Origin of the sequence: Haloferax sp. Atlit-48N, assembly GCF_003383015.2 — an archaeon.
In the GTDB taxonomy this organism is placed as follows: domain Archaea; phylum Halobacteriota; class Halobacteria; order Halobacteriales; family Haloferacaceae; genus Haloferax; species Haloferax volcanii.
Genome location: NZ_CP137692.1, coordinates 124,710 through 141,333, shown reverse-complemented (window position 1 = coordinate 141,333; position 16,624 = coordinate 124,710). Strand labels below are relative to the sequence as shown.

Sequence of the window (16,624 nt, the reverse complement as noted above, 5' to 3'; positions counted from 1 at the left end):
TTTAGTTCGCTTATCGACAGTGTTGCGAAACGGATGCGGGACGAAAACTCCGAACCGACGCCGCTGTCGGCGGGCGGGTACGAGCGACTGCGCCGGGCGACCGAGACGTACCGCGAGGACCTCGTGCTCCGCCTCGGCGCGGAAGTCGGCCTCACGCCGGCCGAGATGAGCCGGTTCGAACCCGCACACGTGACTCAGCGGCGACACGGGGGAACGGAGCTCTACTTCGTCGCCGTCCCGACCGACGGACGAGAGGCGTATCTGCCGAGCGAGGTCGAACACGACGTTCGGAAGTACGTCACGGCGACCGGCATCGACGAGACGGAGCGAGTGCTTCCGGTCACGCCGCGGCGTCTCCAGATGCTCGTGGCGTCGGTCGGCACGCGCGCCGCCGAGGAGACCGGCCGCGAGGAACTGGCGGAGGTTTCGACTCGCGACCTGCGACGGCACTTCGCCCGAACGATGCTCGCCGACGGCATCCCGCCGAGCGTCGTCATGCGAATCGGCGGCTGGGACCGCATCGAGAGCCTCGCGCCGCTCCTCGGTGAACCGAGCGAAGACGAGGTGCTCGATGCGCTTTCGCCGGCCCCTGCCGACAGCGACGGGCGCGCCGTCAGCGGCGACCCCGACCGAACGCGTCAGGTCATCGAAGCCGCGCGAAGCGTCGGGTCGGCGCTCTCGGCGGTGAACACCCGAAGCGAGGTCGAACAGGCCGTCTGTGACCGGCTCACCGATTCAGACCGCTACCGTTTCGCTTGGATTGAATCGGGCGAAACCGACGCGCGAACGTCGCGCACCGCCGCCGGTCTCGACGAGACGTCGCTCGAAGCGGTCCGGGGGTCGCTCGCCGGTCGCGGCACCGACTTCACTCGACGCGCGTGCGACACCCGCGACGTACAGACGGTGCGTCCCGACTCGCTCCCGAACTCGGAACCCGTGCCGATTGCGGTCGTTCCGCTGGCGCACGGCGACACCGCCTATGGAGCGCTCTACGTCGCGCTCGACGGCCAAGCGGTTCCCGACGTCGAGGCGGACGTACTGGTGACGCTGGGTCGCCACGTCGGACAGGCAATCGCCGCCGCCGAGCGTCGGAAGCTACTGCTGGCAGACACGGTCGTCCAACTGGAGTTCGAATCCTCGGACGAGCAGGACGTGCTCGTTCGACTCTCCGCGGCCCTCGGCTGTTCGATTCGGCTCCGCGGCGTCGTCCCCATCGAAGAGCGGTCGTTGCTGTGTTTCCTCACCGTCCGGGAGGCGACGACGGACGCGGTGTTCGACGAGTTGCAAACGACGGACGCCGTCGAGCACATCCGCCTCATTCGCGACCGAGGGACGGAGTCCCTCCTCGAAGTCGCGCTCTCGGCGGGGTCGACGATTACGACGCTCACCTCCTACGACGGCACCGTCTCGCGGTTCGTCGCGGAGGACGGCGTCGCCCGTTTCGTCGGCGAGTTCTCGAACGAAACGCCGCTCCGAGACGTGCTGTCCGACCTGACCGACGCCTATCCCGCCACCGAACTCGTCGCGAAACAGGAGGTCGAACGGCCCACGCGAAACACCGCCGACTTCCGGGAATCGCTCGTGGCGCGACTCACCGACAAGCAAGAGTCCGTCCTGCGGGCGGCCTACCTCGCCGGCTATTTCGAGTGGCCCCGCGGCAGTACCGCCGAAGACCTCGCTGATTCGATAGATATCTCGTCACCGACGCTCCACCAGCACCTCCGAACCGCACAGCAGAAACTCATGACCGCGTTCTTCGACGACGACACCGACGAACGCGCTTCGACCCTAGACCCTTAGGCGTGCGACGAATTAGCACACGAACGTCCGTTATTGATTGATAGATTACCAAAATTTATGGACAATAGTATGAACCGTTCATCTGTGGCTCTGAAGCCTATACACGTGCTCACAGACTATTATGTATATTCGTGGTGTTAACTTTCGATAATTAGTTATCCTACTTATGCCCTTTGTCGAGACTCGTTAGCACGTACTATGGCACAGGGTGACGCTGAACTGGAGGCACGGCTGGCAGAACAAGACGAGTTCGAACCCACCGAGGAGTTCGTCGCGCAGGCGAACGTCTCGGACCCCGACATCTACGACGAGTTCGAGGAGAACTGGCCCGACTGCTGGGAGCGCGCGGCCGACCTGCTCGACTGGGACGCCGACTACGACGAGGTACTGGACGATTCGAATCCGCCGTTCTACGAGTGGTTCACCGGCGGCGAACTGAACGCCTGTTACAACTGCGTGGACCGCCACGTCGAAAACGGGGACAAGAACCGCGTCGCCATCAAGTGGGAGGGCGAACACGGCGAGACGCGGACGTACACGTATCAGGACCTCTACCGCGAGGTGAACGAGTTCGCGGCGGCCCTGCGCGACCTCGGCGTCGAGGAGGACGACGTAGTCACGCTCTACATGCCGATGGTTCCCGAACTCCCCATCGCCATGCTCGCGTGCGCCCGCATCGGCGCGCCCCACAACGTCGTCTTCGCCGGCTTTTCCGCCGAGGCGCTGGCGACGCGGATGAACGCCGCGGACTCCCGCTTCCTCGTCACCTGCGACGGCTACTACCGCCGCGGCGACCCGCTCGACCACCTCGACAAAACCAACGAGGGACTCGACAGCGTCGACCACGGCGTCGATGCCACGGTCGTCGTCGACCGACTGGGTGACGACGGCTTCGACCACGACCTGAAGGGCAACCAGCACGACTGGGATACTCTTCTCGACGAACAGGGCGGCGAGCGCGTCGCGCCGGTCGAACGCGACGCCGAGGATATGCTGTTCCTCATGTACACGTCGGGCACGACGGGGCAGCCGAAGGGGGTCAAACACACCACCGGCGGCTATCTCTCCTACGCGACGTGGACCTCCCACGCCGTCCTCGACATCGAGACGGAAGACACCTACTGGTGTTCGGCCGACATCGGCTGGATTACGGGTCACTCCTACATCGTCTACGGGCCGCTCGCGCTCGGTTCGACGACGGTGATGTACGAGGGCACGCCCGACTTCCCGAACCGCGACCGGATGTGGGAACTCGTCGAGAAGTACGCCGTCGATATCTTCTACACGGCTCCGACGGCGATTCGCGCGTTCATGAAGTGGGGCAGCAAGTACCCCGAATCGCGCGACCTGTCGAGTCTCCGCCTGCTCGGGACCGTCGGGGAACCCATCAACCCGCGCGCGTGGAAGTGGTACTACGAGCACATCGGCAACGAGGACTGCCCGGTGGTAGACACGTGGTGGCAGACCGAGACCGGCGGGATGATGATAACGACGCTCCCGGGCGTCAAGAACATGAAACCCGGCTCCGCCGGGCCGCCGCTGCCGGGCATCGACGCCCAAATCGTCGACACCGACGGCGACGAAGTCGAACCCGGTCGGGCGGGTTATCTCACGGTGAACAAGCCGTGGCCGGGGATGCTTCGGACGCTCTACGACAACGACGAGCGCTACATCTCCGAATACTGGGCGGAGTACTCCGACACCGACAGCGACGACCCCGACGACTGGGTCTACTTCCCCGAAGACGGTGCGAAAGTCGACGACGACGGCTACATCACCGTGCTCGGCCGCGTCGACGACGTCATCAACGTCTCGGGCCACCGCCTCGGGACGATGGAAATCGAGTCGGCCATCGTCGGCGTCGAGGGCGTCGCGGAGGCGGCGGTCGTCGGCGGGAACCACGAGGTGAAAGGCGAGGCCGTCTACGCCTACGTCATCACCGAAGACGGGTACGAGGAGGGCGAGGACCTCCGCGCGCGCATCGTCGAGGGCGTCGAGGACGCCATCGGCCCCATCGCCCGCCCCGAACAGGTCGTGTTCACGCCCGAACTGCCGAAGACGCGCTCGGGCAAAATCATGCGTCGCCTGCTCGAAGACGTGGCGAACGGCGCGGAACTGGGGAACACCTCGACGCTGCGGAACCCCGACATCGTCGAGGAAATCGCGGCGAAGGTCCGCGCGCGGGGCGACTGAATCCCCACTCGGCGGGCGTATCGTGCGTAACTACGAGACGACCAACCAATCTATGTCACGCGAATCAACCGAGTCAGAGATTGACTCACACGACGCGAGCACCGACCGGAGTACGGCTCCGAGACACGACGAGATAGACTACCTGTCGCGGGAGGTGAACCTGCTGAAGCCGAGCACCCCGTTCATGCGAGACCACCTGAAAGTAATCTGGACCGGCTTTATCGCGTGGGCGCTGCTCACGTTCGGACCGCCGGTGCTCACCTACTTCGCACCGGCGACGATGACCGCACAGCTCCCGGTCATCGGCTTCCCGCTGCACTACTTCCTCGTCGCCGTGTTGTCACCGACGAGTTCGCTCGTGCTCGCGTTCATCTACTCGCGCAAGCGCGACCAGCTCGACGAGCGGTACGGCATCGACCACACGGCGTCGAAAGCGCGCTCGAAGGGCGAGCGTGAGGCCGCCGTCGCCGACGGGGGGCGCGTCGAATGACGGCGAGCGTGTTCCTCCAGTCGGGTGACCTGCTTCCCGAGGCGCTCAACATCTCGTTCAAACTCGTGCCTGCCATCATGGTCGTCGGGATGTTGACCCTGTTTCTCGCCATCGGCTACGTGTTCAAAGTCGCCGACACCGAGGGAATGTGGGTCGCCGGCCGGTCGATTGGCAACATCGAAAACGGGATGGCAATCGGTGCGAACTGGATGTCTGCGGCCTCGTACCTCGGGTTAGCGGGGCTCGTCGCCCTCTCGGGCTTCTACGGGCTCGCGTTCATCATCGGCTGGACGGCCGGCTACTTCGTCCTGCTCATCTTCCTGGCCGCGCAGATGCGCCGGTTCGGGAAGTACACCGCACCCGACTTCGTCGGCGACCGATTCAACTCCGACACGGCGCGGGCAATCGGCGCGCTGACGACCATCCTCATCGGGTTCGTCTACTCGGTCGGGCAGGCCCGCGGGATGGGTCTCGTCGGGTTGTACGTCTTCGGGACCGACTACGTCACGATGGTCATCGTGATGATGGCGATTACGGTGGGCTATCTGACCATCTCCGGCATGATGGGCGCGACGAAGAACATGGCCGTCCAGTACGTCATCCTCATCATCGCGTTCCTGACGGCCGTCTACGTCGTCGGCTTCACCGGCGGCTACTCGACGGTCCTCCCGCACATCGAATACGGCCAACTCATCGGCGAACTCTCCACCGAGTTCTCCGAGCCGTTCGCCAACGCCGGGTTCTACCTCTGGATTGCCACGGCGTTCTCGCTCATCTTCGGCACCTGCGGGCTCCCGCACGTGTTGGTGCGGTTCTACACCGTCGAAAACGAGAAGACGGCGCGGCAGTCGACCGTCTGGGGGCTGTTTTTCATCCTGCTCCTGTACTGGAGCGCCCCGGCGCTGGCGGCGTTCGGCGTCGACCTCTACGACGCCTCCCAGTACGGCCCGACGTTCGCGGCCAACGGCGGCATGAGCGGCGGTGAGGGCGACCTCATCGTGGTGCTCGCGGCGCAGCTTTCGAACCTGCCGACGTGGTTCGTCGGCCTCGTCGCCGCCGGCGGCATCGCCGCCGCCATCGCCACGACGGCGGGGCTGTTCATCACCGCCTCGTCCGCCGTCTCTCACGACATCTACACGAACATCATCAACCCCGACGCGACCCAGCGTCAGCAGGTGTTCGTCGGTCGCGCGACCATCGTCGCGCTCGGCATCATCGTGACGGTAACCGCGTTCGACCCGCCGGCGCTCGTCGGCGAACTGGTCGCGCTCGCGTTCTCCCTTGCGGCCATCGTGCTGTTCCCGATGTTCTTCCTCGGTCTCTGGTGGGAGAACACCAACCGTCAGGGCGCGCTCGCGGGCATGAGCGTCGGCCTCACGCTCTGGGTCGCCGCCGTGGTCAACGACCTCATCTTCCACTTCAGCGACCTCTTCGCCGAGTTCGTGCCGGCCATCGGCGCGGCGCTGGTCGGCACGCCGCTCGTGTTCGTCGTCACCATCGCCGTCTCGATGGCGACTGACGAACCGCCCGAGCGAATCAAGAAGATGGTCCGGCAGTGTCACAGCCCCGAACCGATGGGCCAGCAACAGTCCGCAGAAGACGTCGTCATGAGCGCCGACGGGGGCCAGTCCCCCGCGGACGATTAACCAATGTACGAACACATCCTCGTTCCGACTGACGGAAGCGACGCGGCGGAGTACGCCGTCGAACAGGCGGTCGACCTCGCCTCGAAGTACGGCGCGACGGTCCACGCGCTGTACGTCGTCGACGTCGACGCCACAAGCTACTCGCTGGGAACGGAGCAGGTCGACCGCATCCGGCAGGGCCACCTCGACGACATGCCCGAAGTGAAGGACGCGGCCGACGCGGCCACGGGCTACGTCGCCGACGCCGCCGCCGAACACGGGCTGGCCGTCCGGGAACACGTCGTCCCGGGCGAACCGGCGCGAGCCATCAGGAAGTTCGTCGAGGACAACGATATCGACCTCGTCGTGATGGGCTCGCACGGTCGCTCCGGTCTCTCCCGGGTCGTCCTCGGGAGCGTGACCGAACGCGTCCTCCGGCGGACGCGGCTCCCGGTGCTCGTCGTCGACGTCCACGAAAAGGACGCGGAAACGGAAGCAGAAGCGGACGCGTAACCGATGTACGACGCGACCCACGCGAGAACGGCCACCACCCGCGCGACGACGACCACGTCGCCCGCGACTCCCGGCGAGGTGCCCCGTCGATGAGCCTCGCGGAGACGATTCGCACCCACGTGCGCGAACACCGCTCGGGGATGCTAACCGACCTGCTGTTCGCCCTGGCGTGGGTGACGGTCGTTTCGGTCCTGTTCGACGTTCTCGACGGACCGCAGTGGGCGTTCTACCTCTGTATGGGTGCGGGCGTCGTCGCGTACTTCGGCTTCTTCGCGTCGGTCGAAGCCGCGCGCGAGAAGCGCTGACGCCGGATTCTCTCTCGGACTATCTTCTCGTCCTGACTCGGAACGGTTTCGGGTTCGCGCTCGCCGACGCGCTCACTCGTTCGTCGCCGTCGGTGACGGCGGGTCAGATATCGTCAGCGCCGCGCCGACCGGTACCCACGCGACGAGCGACATCACCGTTACCAACGCCAACACGACTGTACTCACCCGCTGTCGCGTTATCCCGACCCCCCTCGTCATCGAGTGTTCGCCTCTCTGTCCGTCCTGCCGTGGCCCCTGATTCCCTCAAATATCATACTGCTGCCAGATGCGGATTCACATCCGATAATTAGGCGATACAGACTGTCTGGAATATCATATAATAATATCGAATAAACACAACTCTTCAAATATAACTATTTCAAAAGTGTCTCTGAATCAATATGGTTATGTTCGAATATAACACGACTACATCTGGTAAACATTTCAAAAATTCTAAAAATTTGTGGTTTAGAGGGCTAAAATCGGCATCTAAGATGGTATTCTTCAGGAATCCTGAGACTATATTGCTAAATATATACTATACTGCTCTGAGTGAGATTATCAGAACGGATATCTCGAATGGCGGTCTCTCCCGCCAGTCTGCTCATTCGACGCACTGTTGGTCACGACGACGACAGCGATGAGAGCGACGGCAGCGAGCGACGCCGTACTCACGGCTCACGGGTCGCCGCTGGTCCCTTCGTCCGGTAGCAGCGTCGAAACGAGGAGCACGAGCAACGCGAACAGGGCGAGGAGGAACAGCGTCGCCCGCTGTGCCTGCACTATCGCGGCGTCGAACACCTCGGCCAGTAGCTCCCGTTGCGCCGGCGTGAGGCCGGCGAGAAACGCCCGTTGGGTCCCTTCGGTCGCCGTCTCGGCGGCGGTTTCCAGCGCGACGACGAGCGCCCCTCGCTCGCTCGCTGACACGCTCGCGCCCGCGGCGGCCAACACGCCGTCGACGACGCCGTCGTAGAACCGCCTGAGCAGGTACGTGCCCACGATAGCGGTCCCGAACGAGTAGCCGAGCATCATCGTCGCGTTCAACAGCCCGGACGCCGCCGCCGAGTCCCGCTGGTCGACCGCCGAGAGCGTCATATCGATGAGCTGTGCCATCACGAGGCCGAGCCCGAGGCCGACGAGCGCCATCGGCACGGCGAGCTGTGCGACTGTCGCGTCCAGCGCCGTCTGCGACGCGAGCGCGAGCACGCCGATTCCCATGAGGACGACGCCGGCCTGAACCAGCAGTTTCGGCGCGACGAACCGCCGCCAGCCGGTCGTGAAGACGGACGCGACGAACGTCGCAACCGAGAACGGGAGCATCGCGACGCCGGTCTCGAATGCCGTGTACCCGGCCCCGGTCTGGAGGAAGACCGGGACGACGAAGATGAACCCCGCGAGGACCAGCGACCGAACGGCGTTCGTGGCGATGCCGGCGGTGAACGCCCCGTTCGACAGGAGGCGGACCGGGACGAGCGGCGACCCGCCCTCGCGCTCGACGCGGCGCTCGTACTGGACGAAGGCCGCGAAGACGCCGACGCCGATGCCGACGAGCCAGACGGTCGGAGACGCGCCGAACGAGTCCAGTTGCACGCCGCCGACGACGAACGGTCGGCGGGCCGCTAGCCAGCCGTACCGCCCGGCCAAGAGGACGCCGGCGACGAGGGCGGTCGTCCCCGCCACCGAGAGGAGCGTGCCGCCGATGTCCAGTTTCGTCGGCGTCTCGTTCAGGGACGCCTCCGGAAGATACCTGACGAACGCGAGCGCGACGAGGACGATTAGCACCTCGATGCCGAACCCCCAGCGCCAACTCGCAAACGTCGTGACCGCGCCGCCCAAAAGCGGCCCGAAGGCGGCACCCGCCGCGTTCACGCCGGCGAGGATGCCGAGAGCTTTCGCCCGGTCCGCGCCCTCGTAGCTGACGAGGAGGACGGTGAACGTCAGCGGGAGCAACACGGCGGCGGCGGCCCCCTCGATGACCGACCAGCCCACGTAGAGCACGACGACGTTCCAACTCAGCGCCGCCAGCGTCGTCCCGACGCCGTACACGAGGAGCGTCGCGGTCATCAGCCGTCGAACCCCGTACATCGACGACAGCTTGCCGCCGGGGAGAATCAGCGCCGCCATGACCATCGCGTAGAACGAAATCGCGCCCTGGACGACCGTGACGGTCGTGTCGAGGTCGGTGACGATAGACGGAATCGCGACGTTCATCAGTGTCGAGTCGATGACCCCGATGAACATCGCGAGACTCACCGCCACGGCCGGCCCCCAGTACGCCAGCCCGCTCGCCGAATCGGTCCTCGCCACCCCCTCGTCGAGAACGTGCGCGTTCGCGTCAGAGTCCATCGTCCTCGATACCACGTCCCGTTCGATAAACCTCTCTGCGCACCGGACGCCTCGGAGCCTCGGTCGTCGCGTCACCGCCACTCGGGTTAGTTGCGGCCGCGCCGCTTGATTCGGTGGTCGGTCGGACGACCGTCCGGGACGGAATATCGTCTCCCCGCCCCGGCGCTGGTGTGACGAGCCGTTGGAACCACGTCTCCTCGTTCGGTGCGTCCTTCGCCACGCGTTCGTAGTCGTGATTCCCGGGGATGAGCGTGATGGGGACTCGCTCGCCGGTCGCTTCGAACTGGTCGAACAGCTCCGGATAGCGGTCGACGAGCGCGTCGAACTTGTCGAGGCCGTCGACGTCGGTGAACTCCCACAGCCCGAACGCGTCGCCGTTGATGAGTAGCTCGGCGTCCTCGTCGGAGACCTGCGCTTCCACGAAGCCGACTCTGACGACCACGTCCCGGCCCAACTCCGCGGTCAGTTGGTCGTCGAACCGCTGTGCGAGGTCGGGCGGCGCTTGCAGGTCCCGCGGAATCCCGACCAGCACGTCGACTCGCGGCTGGTTCCCGAGGAGGTAATCGATGGGCCGGTAGTCGACCGTGACGCTGACGAGTTCGACGCCCTCGATGTCCGCCTCGTCGAACTGCCGCTGGAGTTCGGCCTGCGTCTGTTGCTCGAACGACGCGGTCTGGAACGACGCGTACGTCACCCCGGCGAGGACGAGCGAGAGCACGGCGATACCCACACCGATGACGGCGATTCGGGTGGCGACCGACGTTCTGACGCCCTCCCGCTCGTCGGCGTCGAGCGGTTTGAACCCCGACAGGTAGAACAGAATCAGCGCCGAGAGGTTGATGGCGAGGAGGTTGACGACGACGAGCACCGCGCCCGCGACGGCGACCGCGGGGAGTCCGAACGCGATACCCAGCCCAGATGTCGCCGCCGGCGGGACGAGCGCGACAGCGATGGCGACGCCGACGAGCGTCGACCCGGACCCGCGCATGATGCTTATCGCTCCCGCGATGCCCGACCCCAACGCGAGAAACAGCGACAGGACGTTCGGACTGGTTCGCTCTGCGACCTGCGGTATCGCCTGAATATCGACGCCCGGCGGAATGAGAATCGTCTGCTGGAGCACCACTCCGAGCACCGCGGCCGTCGCGATGGCCGCCGCGAGGCCCGTCACCTGGAGGACGACGCCGCGAGTCGCCATCCGTTGGTCGGCCAGTATCGCCCCGACGGACGCCGAAACCGCCGGTCCCATCAGCGGGGCCACGACCATCGCGCCGATAATCGTCGCCGCGGAGTCGAGAAGCAGTCCCGTCGCGGCGATGACCGTGCTGAGTATCAGGAAACTGAAAAACGTCGAGTTCGCCGGCGCGAGGTCCTCCGCCCTGGCGTGGAGTTCCTCGCGGGAGATTCTGAGCCCGGGAAAGCGCTCTTTCAGGGCCGAGAGCCGCTGCGAGACGACCGTCTCCGTCGGGAGCACGATGGTGTAGCTGTCGTCTCGGACGCCCGCGTTCGTCAGCTTTTCCATCACCGTCTCGACGCCGCTGGGCGGGACCGGAAACTGCACCATCGCCTCGAAGTCGCCCCGGCCGACCTCCTCGAAGACGGCGTAGTCGACTCCCTGTCCGTCGAGCGACTCCAGCACGCTCTCTCGGCTCCCCCGGGGTATCAGCACCTGAACGAGTCGCATACGGGATACAACGTCACGAAGCACTAAATAATATGAGTGCTTTGATAGGATAGCTCACCCGCTTGTCTCGCTCGGCGTATCGGCAACGGCGAGCGTATCCTCGATGGCGTCGATGAACGCCCGCTCGGCCGGGCTGACCCGCCGGCCGCCCAGTCGGAGTATCCCGCCTTCGACCCCGGCGTCCGCGACCCGTTCGGCGCACCAGCGAACGAACCGTCCGTACTCGTCTCGCTCCGCCGGGGTCGCCCGCGCTCGGACGATTGCCGTCGCTTCCCGGCAGTGGTCGCCCGCGCGAGCGATTGCCACCGGGCGAGTGAAATCTCGCGTCTCCGCGTCGCGTCGCACCCGGTCGGCGTTCACCCGGACGGCCCCGGCGACGTGGGTGACGAGCTCCGACTCCGGGCCGAACTCGTCGGTGTGTCGGAGAGTCCGACGAATCGTCTTCAGCTCTCGCCGCAGGCCGCCGTTCGAGGCGACGACGACGCCGTACATCACCTCGACCGGCGTCTGTGCGAGCGCCCGCCACTCCGCGGGCGTGAACGAGTTCCGACTAGTCATACCGGAGCGTTGGCGGGCGACGAGTATAGAGCCGTAGGTCGTGACGGGTCGGGTGGCCATCCCTCGAACTTCGCGGGAAACACTCGTTCGAGGGACGGCTGACTGTTTCGAACGCGACGAATTACCGGCTTCGAGACAGTCAGCGACGCGGTAAACACAGTTTATTATGGTTTCCCGCTTACGTGTGAGTGAGTTGATGAGATGAGTTCACTAGTCGTACTCGCGTTCGATACGATGGACGGCGCGGAGAACATGCGGGAGAAACTGTACCACCTCCAGAAGCGCGAACTGATTACGATAGAGGACGCCGCCATCGCCGTTCGAAAAGAGAACGGGCAGGTGAAGGTCAAACAGGCACAGAGCCTCGTCGGCGTGGGCGCGCTCGGGGGGTCGTTCTGGGGGCTTCTCATCGGCGTCATCTTCTGGATGCCGTGGCTCGGGATGGCGGTCGGAGCGGTGACGGGCGCGCTCAGCGGGAAGTTCACCGACATCGGCGTCGACGACTCGTTCATCAAAGAGGTCGCGAACACGGTCGAACCCGGAACCTCCGCGCTGTTCCTGTTGTCCCGCGGCGCGCAGATGGACCGAATCAAGGCGGAACTGTCGGACGACGAGTTCGAGATAATCGAGACGAACCTCTCGCCCGAGGACGAAGACCGACTCCGTGAGGCGTTCGCCGCCGAGGAGATTGCGGGATAGATTCCGAACGGCCACAGGTGACCGTCTGCGCGGTGCCGAGAGCGTCGCCCACGCCTGACGACGTGTGCGCCGGACACTCTTCGACGCTCGCAAGTGTCTTACTCCCCGGAACGAGAGTCACTATACTTTACAAAGTTAGTCGTGTAACAAAAACGTCGGTGAGCCATCATTATCGGGGGTGGACGAGTGTCCGACGGGTGCGTAGTCTGCCAGCGATTCGATGGGAAGAACGTCTCTCTGGACTGAGCAGAGCGTTTCCGTCGAACCGCCGGTCCGTTCCGAACGCTGGCGGCTTTTCAGTACAGAAATGCGGTCGCGTCGCTGTCGGTCTGCATACCACTCCCACCACGAGATAGTTGTATATCGCGACATATGATTTACCCGGCCGCCGACCCACCTCGTGTCTTGCGCAGCGACCGACGCGACAGTCACGGCATCTGCGTCTCGACGGTCGCAGACTCGCCGGCGGACTCGAACACGTCGGCCAGCGTCTCGCGCATCGCCTGCCGGCGGAACGACCGGCGGCGCTCCTCGGAGAGGTAGTTCGACATGACGACGCCGGCGCTTTTCGACCCTTGGTCGGCGGCGACGCCCTCCAACTGGGCGAGCATCTCGTCGACCGCTTCCTGATATGCCGTGTACCAGAAGCGCCGACAGAGTTTCGCGGTCGGAACCTCGCCGTCGACGGTCACGCCGGCCTCGTCGGCGAGGCGCTTGAACCGGCGGTTGACCGTCTCGCGGGCGATGTGTCCCGAGGCGGCCCGCGAGGAGGGAAACAGCGCGCCGTTCCAGTCGTCGTCCGCGGCGAGCGCGTCGATGCGCGCGGCGACGGCGTCGACGCCGTAGAGGAGCGCGACGGTTCCCGGCCCGTTTTTGCGCTCGTCGAACGCGATGTGGGGGTCGTCGCCGGAGAGGACGAGCTGGGAGGCGCGGAGCGACGCGAGTTCGTTCGGTCGCAGCCCCCACCCGGCGAGTCCGAGGACGAGAAGCCGGTCTTCGAGGTCGTCGGCGACGGCGTACACGTCGCTCACTTGGTCGGCCGTCATCGTGCGGTTGTCGGGTTGGCCCTGCTCCCAGCGGAACTGCTTTGCGGCGTTCTCGACGGGGTTGTACCGCGCGCGCCGGAAGTCGACGAGGTACTCGTAGAACGACCGGACCGTCTGGAGGTATTTGAGCTTCGTTCCGTCGGTGGCGAGCTCGGCGTCGAACTCGTCGAGGACCGCGAGACAGCGGTCTATCTCGTCGGGCTCGGCGTCGCGGTCGTCGAGCCGGGAAAGCAGGTCCGCCGACCCGTACCGGTCGCGGTAGATTCGGGCGAACCGCGCGAGGTGGGTGCGGCGGGTCGGCAGCGTCGAGTCCGCGAGGCCGCGCCGCGATTCGAGCATGCCGAGGTAGGACTCGAACGCCTCGACGGTGCGGTCGTCGTCGACGCCCCAGTCGTAGCCCTCGTCGGCCTCATCGTCGCCGAGACCGACGACCTCGACGAAGAACTCCCGCGGGGTGAGGTCGTGTTTCTCGCGGAGCGCGTAGGCGATGCCCGACCAGCCGCGTTCGGTCAGCCACGCGTAGGTCGGCACGTCCCGCGTCGGGTCCATCCCGTCGCGGTCCATCGCCGGCGCTATCGTCTCCCAGTAGAACGCTTCGAGCTCGTCGAGCGACTTCCGCGACCAGTTCACCGCGGCTCACCCCGCCCGACCCGTCCGCCGCGTTGCGTTCCGTGCGCCATCGTTCTGTATGCAGGGCGTGCCGCGGACGGATTAACCCTTTCTCTCGTCGGGGGCGACGACGCACCGCCGGCGGTGTCGCACCCACCGGCCGACCGACTGCCCTCAATATGATGGGTAGTAGATATATTGGGGAGCCGTGATAACAGGACGTTACAATGTCCGATGGAAACGACGGCGGTTCAGTGCTCGGGGCGGACCCGCCCGACGGCGGGGAACCGGTCGGTGACGCGGACCCGGCGGTCGATGTCGGGGCCGCGGCCGACGAGGTGACGGTCCTCGAAAGCGGGACCGAGTTGGAGCGAACAATCGGCCTCCGCGGCGGGTTGGCAATCGGTATCGGGACCATGGTCGGCGCGGGTATCTTCGTCTTCCCCGGTCTCGCCGCCGGGCAGGCTGGCCCCGCGGCCGCGCTCTCGTTCGCGCTCGGGGCGGTCATCGCGCTGTTGGTCGCGCTTCCGACCTCCGAGTTGGCGACGGCGATGCCGAAAAGCGGCGGCGCGTACTACTTCATCTCCCGCGGGATGGGGTCGGCGTTCGGCGCGGTCGTCGGCATCGGTCTCTGGCTGGGGCTGGTGTTCGCCTCGGCGTTCTACCTCGTCGGCTTCGCGCAGTACGCCATCGCCGTCTTGGCGGAGTTGGGCGCGGCGTCGATGGTCTCGGACCTGCCGCTCGTGGCGACGCTCGGCGTCGGCTTCGGCATCGTCCTGACGGCGCTCAGCATGTTCGGGACCGAGAACGCGACGAAGCTCCAGAACGGCATCGTGAGCCTGCTTCTCGGCATCCTCCTCGTGTTCCTCGTCTACGGCTCGCTCGACACGCTCGGGCTGTTCGGCCGGCAGACCGTCCCCGAGGAGTTCATGCCCTACGGGACGCTCAGCATCTTCACCACGGCGGCGCTCGTGTTCACTTCCTACCTCGGGTTCGCGCAGGTGGCGACGGTCGCGGGCGAGATAACGAAACCCGGCCGGAACCTCCCGCTGGCGATGGTCGGGTCCGTGGTCGTCGTCGGGGTGCTGTACGTCGTGACGATTCTCGTCTCGACCGGCGCGTTCGGGAGCGCTCGACTCGCCACCTTCGGCGAGACGGCCATCGTCGAGGTCGCCCGCTCGTACCTCGGCTTCCCCGGCGCGGTCGCCATCCTCATCGCCGGGCTCTTCGCGACGGTGTCGAGCGCGAACGCCTCGATTCTCAGTTCGTCGCGCGCGCTCTACGCGCTCAGCCGCGACGCGCTGGTCCCGCCGCAACTCGCGCGAATCAACCTCCGGTACGGGACGCCCCACGTCGCGCTCGCGCTCGTCGGCGGGCCGACGGTCGTCCTCGTCGCCGTCGGCCGGACGGAGGTGCTCGCAGAGGTCGCGTCGTTCCTGCACCTCGTCACCTACGGGCTCATCTGCGTGGCGCTCATCGCGCTCCGTCGGTCGAACCCCGCGTGGTACGACCCGTCGTTTCGCGTCCCCGGCTACCCGGTCGTTCCGGTGCTCGGGGCGCTCGCGAGCTTCAGCCTCGTCGCGTTCATGCAACCGCTCTCGCAGGCGGTCGGCGTCGTCGTCGCGCTCGCGGCGCTGGCGTGGTACTTCGTCTACGCCAGAGACGTGCGCCTCAAGGGGGTGAGCTCAGATGCGTAATTCCGACGACGTTCGCGTGCTCGTCCCCGTCGCGGTGCTCGAAGGACAGGTGATTCCTGACCAACTGACCCGCCTGCTCTCGGGGACGACGGTCGTCATCCTCGCGTATCACGAGATTCCCGAGCAGACGGCCCCCGAACAGGCCAGAGAACAGTTCGAACCGAAGGCGCGCGAGGAGCTCGGCGAGCTCGTCTCGGTGTTCGAAGCCGCCGGTGCGACCGTCGAGACGCGGCTCGTGTTCACTCACGACGCCGACCAGACGATGGAGCGCATCGCCACGGAGGCGGACTGCGACGCGGTGTTGCTCTCGAACCCCGCCCCGATTATCGACCGCGTTATCGTCCCGATAAAAGAGGACATCAACCTCGAAACGATTACCAAGGTCGCCGCGGCCGTCGGGAGACACGAGGATATCGAGCTCACGCTGTTCCACGCCGCCGAAGAGGACGCCGCGGTCTCGGACGGCGAAGACCTGCTCAGCGAGGTCGCGGGCGAACTGGCCGCCCTCGGGGTCTGCCGCGAACACATCTCGCGCGTCGTCGTCGTCGCCCAGAACCCGCTTCAGGCGCTCATCGAAGCCGCTGACGACCACGACGTGGTCGTGATGGGTGAGGAGAAACCCACGCTCCGCGGCCGGCTGTTCGGTGAAACGTCTGACCGCGTCGCCGAACAGACGGTCGGTCCGGTGCTCGTGGTCCGGCGACCGCTCGACACCGAATCCGACGAGCCCGACGAGCCCGACGAGTTTGACGCCCCCGGCGACCCCGTCGACAACGCCGACCCGGCGTGAGGGGACACCTCGTCTCTCTCTCTGACGATCTCGTTATAGTATTGCGACAACAAAACATATCCACTGGAGAGGGTTGATTGATGAGAACGAATTGGAAATTTCGAACATTTCAAAAATTTTACAATTTATAGAAATCCTATTTAGTATATTTAGTATATGTCACTGGGCCGGTCCGCTCGTATCGCCGTTACCGTTCGAGACAGTTGGACATTCAGGCGACGGATAAACCCTATCTGGCACCGCACTGTTGTTTATAGTATTCAATATCA

At 65.5% G+C, this 16,624-nt stretch carries 13 protein-coding genes; 9 read left to right on the top strand and 4 right to left on the bottom strand.

From position 1 onward, the window contains the following. Positions 1-33: 33 nt before the first annotated feature. From DEQ67_RS17260 to DEQ67_RS17235, 6 genes are all read left to right on the top strand, one after another. Entirely contained in the window at positions 34-1,800 is a 1,767-nt protein-coding gene (locus DEQ67_RS17260) for a bacterio-opsin activator domain-containing protein (RefSeq protein ID WP_115803854.1), read from the top strand. 198 nt (positions 1,801-1,998) lie between these two features. Beyond that, complete coding sequence (acs, locus tag DEQ67_RS17255; RefSeq protein ID WP_115803855.1) at positions 1,999-3,993, top strand: acetate--CoA ligase; 1,995 nt, start codon at positions 1,999-2,001, stop codon at positions 3,991-3,993. A gap of 52 nt (positions 3,994-4,045) precedes the next feature. Beyond that, a complete protein-coding gene (locus DEQ67_RS17250; RefSeq protein ID WP_115861972.1) occupies positions 4,046-4,483 on the top strand; it encodes a DUF4212 domain-containing protein in 438 nt (145 codons plus the stop codon). After that, complete coding sequence (locus DEQ67_RS17245; RefSeq protein ID WP_115861970.1) at positions 4,480-6,129, top strand: VC_2705 family sodium/solute symporter; 1,650 nt, start codon at positions 4,480-4,482, stop codon at positions 6,127-6,129. The genes DEQ67_RS17250 and DEQ67_RS17245 overlap by 4 nt, the downstream gene beginning before the upstream one ends. 3 nt (positions 6,130-6,132) lie before the next feature. Next, a complete protein-coding gene (locus DEQ67_RS17240) occupies positions 6,133-6,621 on the top strand; it encodes a universal stress protein (RefSeq protein ID WP_004064599.1) in 489 nt (162 codons plus the stop codon). A gap of 89 nt (positions 6,622-6,710) precedes the next feature. Then, the gene (locus tag DEQ67_RS17235) at positions 6,711-6,926 is read left to right on the top strand and encodes a hypothetical protein (RefSeq protein ID WP_004064598.1); all 216 of its coding nucleotides are present in this window, start codon (positions 6,711-6,713) and stop codon (positions 6,924-6,926) included. 678 nt (positions 6,927-7,604) lie between these two features. On the opposite strand, the gene DEQ67_RS17230 is transcribed toward DEQ67_RS17235, so the two are convergent. The 3 genes from DEQ67_RS17230 to DEQ67_RS17220 are packed head-to-tail and all read right to left on the bottom strand — an operon-like array spanning position 7,605 to position 11,514. Continuing rightward, positions 7,605-9,272, bottom strand: a complete 1,668-nt coding sequence (locus DEQ67_RS17230; protein WP_115891620.1) for an MFS transporter — start codon at positions 9,270-9,272, stop codon at positions 7,605-7,607. Further along, positions 9,262-10,956: a TIGR00341 family protein gene (locus DEQ67_RS17225; RefSeq protein ID WP_115803857.1), complete on the bottom strand. Its 1,695-nt coding sequence runs from the start codon at positions 10,954-10,956 to the stop codon at positions 9,262-9,264. The genes DEQ67_RS17230 and DEQ67_RS17225 overlap by 11 nt, the downstream gene beginning before the upstream one ends. Positions 10,957-11,010: 54 nt before the next feature. After that, on the bottom strand, positions 11,011-11,514 hold the full coding sequence (locus DEQ67_RS17220) for a hypothetical protein (RefSeq protein WP_115891623.1): 504 nt from the start codon (positions 11,512-11,514) through the stop codon (positions 11,011-11,013). Positions 11,515-11,748: 234 nt separating this feature from the next. Here DEQ67_RS17220 and DEQ67_RS17215 point away from each other — a divergent pair, with 234 nt between their 5' ends. Continuing rightward, positions 11,749-12,213 carry a DUF1269 domain-containing protein gene (locus DEQ67_RS17215; RefSeq protein ID WP_115861964.1) on the top strand — a complete coding sequence of 155 codons (465 nt, stop codon included), beginning with the start codon at positions 11,749-11,751 and terminating at the stop codon, positions 12,211-12,213. Positions 12,214-12,641: 428 nt separating this feature from the next. On the opposite strand, the gene DEQ67_RS17210 is transcribed toward DEQ67_RS17215, so the two are convergent. Continuing rightward, complete coding sequence (locus DEQ67_RS17210; protein ID WP_006600917.1) at positions 12,642-13,889, bottom strand: tyrosine-type recombinase/integrase; 1,248 nt, start codon at positions 13,887-13,889, stop codon at positions 12,642-12,644. Positions 13,890-14,095: 206 nt separating this feature from the next. Between DEQ67_RS17210 and DEQ67_RS17205 the strand changes: the two genes are divergently transcribed. Further along, positions 14,096-15,565: an APC family permease gene (locus DEQ67_RS17205; RefSeq protein ID WP_115861962.1), complete on the top strand. Its 1,470-nt coding sequence runs from the start codon at positions 14,096-14,098 to the stop codon at positions 15,563-15,565. Then, positions 15,558-16,355 (top strand): universal stress protein, encoded by a 798-nt coding sequence (locus tag DEQ67_RS17200; protein WP_115803861.1) that lies wholly within the window; start codon positions 15,558-15,560, stop codon positions 16,353-16,355. Before DEQ67_RS17205 ends, DEQ67_RS17200 begins: the two co-directional genes overlap by 8 nt. Positions 16,356-16,624 lie beyond the last annotated feature (269 nt).

What these genes read in the sequence shown, in the direction of transcription:
- DEQ67_RS17260 (WP_115803854.1), top strand. Translation starts at nt 34, where the DNA reads ATGCGGGACGAAAACTCCGAACCGACGCCGCTGTCGGCGGGCGGGTAC.
- acs (WP_115803855.1), top strand. Translation starts at nt 1,999, where the DNA reads ATGGCACAGGGTGACGCTGAACTGGAGGCACGGCTGGCAGAACAAGAC.
- DEQ67_RS17250 (WP_115861972.1), top strand. Translation starts at nt 4,046, where the DNA reads ATGTCACGCGAATCAACCGAGTCAGAGATTGACTCACACGACGCGAGC.
- DEQ67_RS17245 (WP_115861970.1), top strand. Translation starts at nt 4,480, where the DNA reads ATGACGGCGAGCGTGTTCCTCCAGTCGGGTGACCTGCTTCCCGAGGCG.
- DEQ67_RS17240 (WP_004064599.1), top strand. Translation starts at nt 6,133, where the DNA reads ATGTACGAACACATCCTCGTTCCGACTGACGGAAGCGACGCGGCGGAG.
- DEQ67_RS17235 (WP_004064598.1), top strand. Translation starts at nt 6,711, where the DNA reads ATGAGCCTCGCGGAGACGATTCGCACCCACGTGCGCGAACACCGCTCG.
- DEQ67_RS17230 (WP_115891620.1), bottom strand. Translation starts at nt 9,272, where the DNA reads ATGGACTCTGACGCGAACGCGCACGTTCTCGACGAGGGGGTGGCGAGG.
- DEQ67_RS17225 (WP_115803857.1), bottom strand. Translation starts at nt 10,956, where the DNA reads ATGCGACTCGTTCAGGTGCTGATACCCCGGGGGAGCCGAGAGAGCGTG.
- DEQ67_RS17220 (WP_115891623.1), bottom strand. Translation starts at nt 11,514, where the DNA reads ATGACTAGTCGGAACTCGTTCACGCCCGCGGAGTGGCGGGCGCTCGCA.
- DEQ67_RS17215 (WP_115861964.1), top strand. Translation starts at nt 11,749, where the DNA reads ATGGACGGCGCGGAGAACATGCGGGAGAAACTGTACCACCTCCAGAAG.
- DEQ67_RS17205 (WP_115861962.1), top strand. Translation starts at nt 14,096, where the DNA reads ATGTCCGATGGAAACGACGGCGGTTCAGTGCTCGGGGCGGACCCGCCC.
- DEQ67_RS17200 (WP_115803861.1), top strand. Translation starts at nt 15,558, where the DNA reads ATGCGTAATTCCGACGACGTTCGCGTGCTCGTCCCCGTCGCGGTGCTC.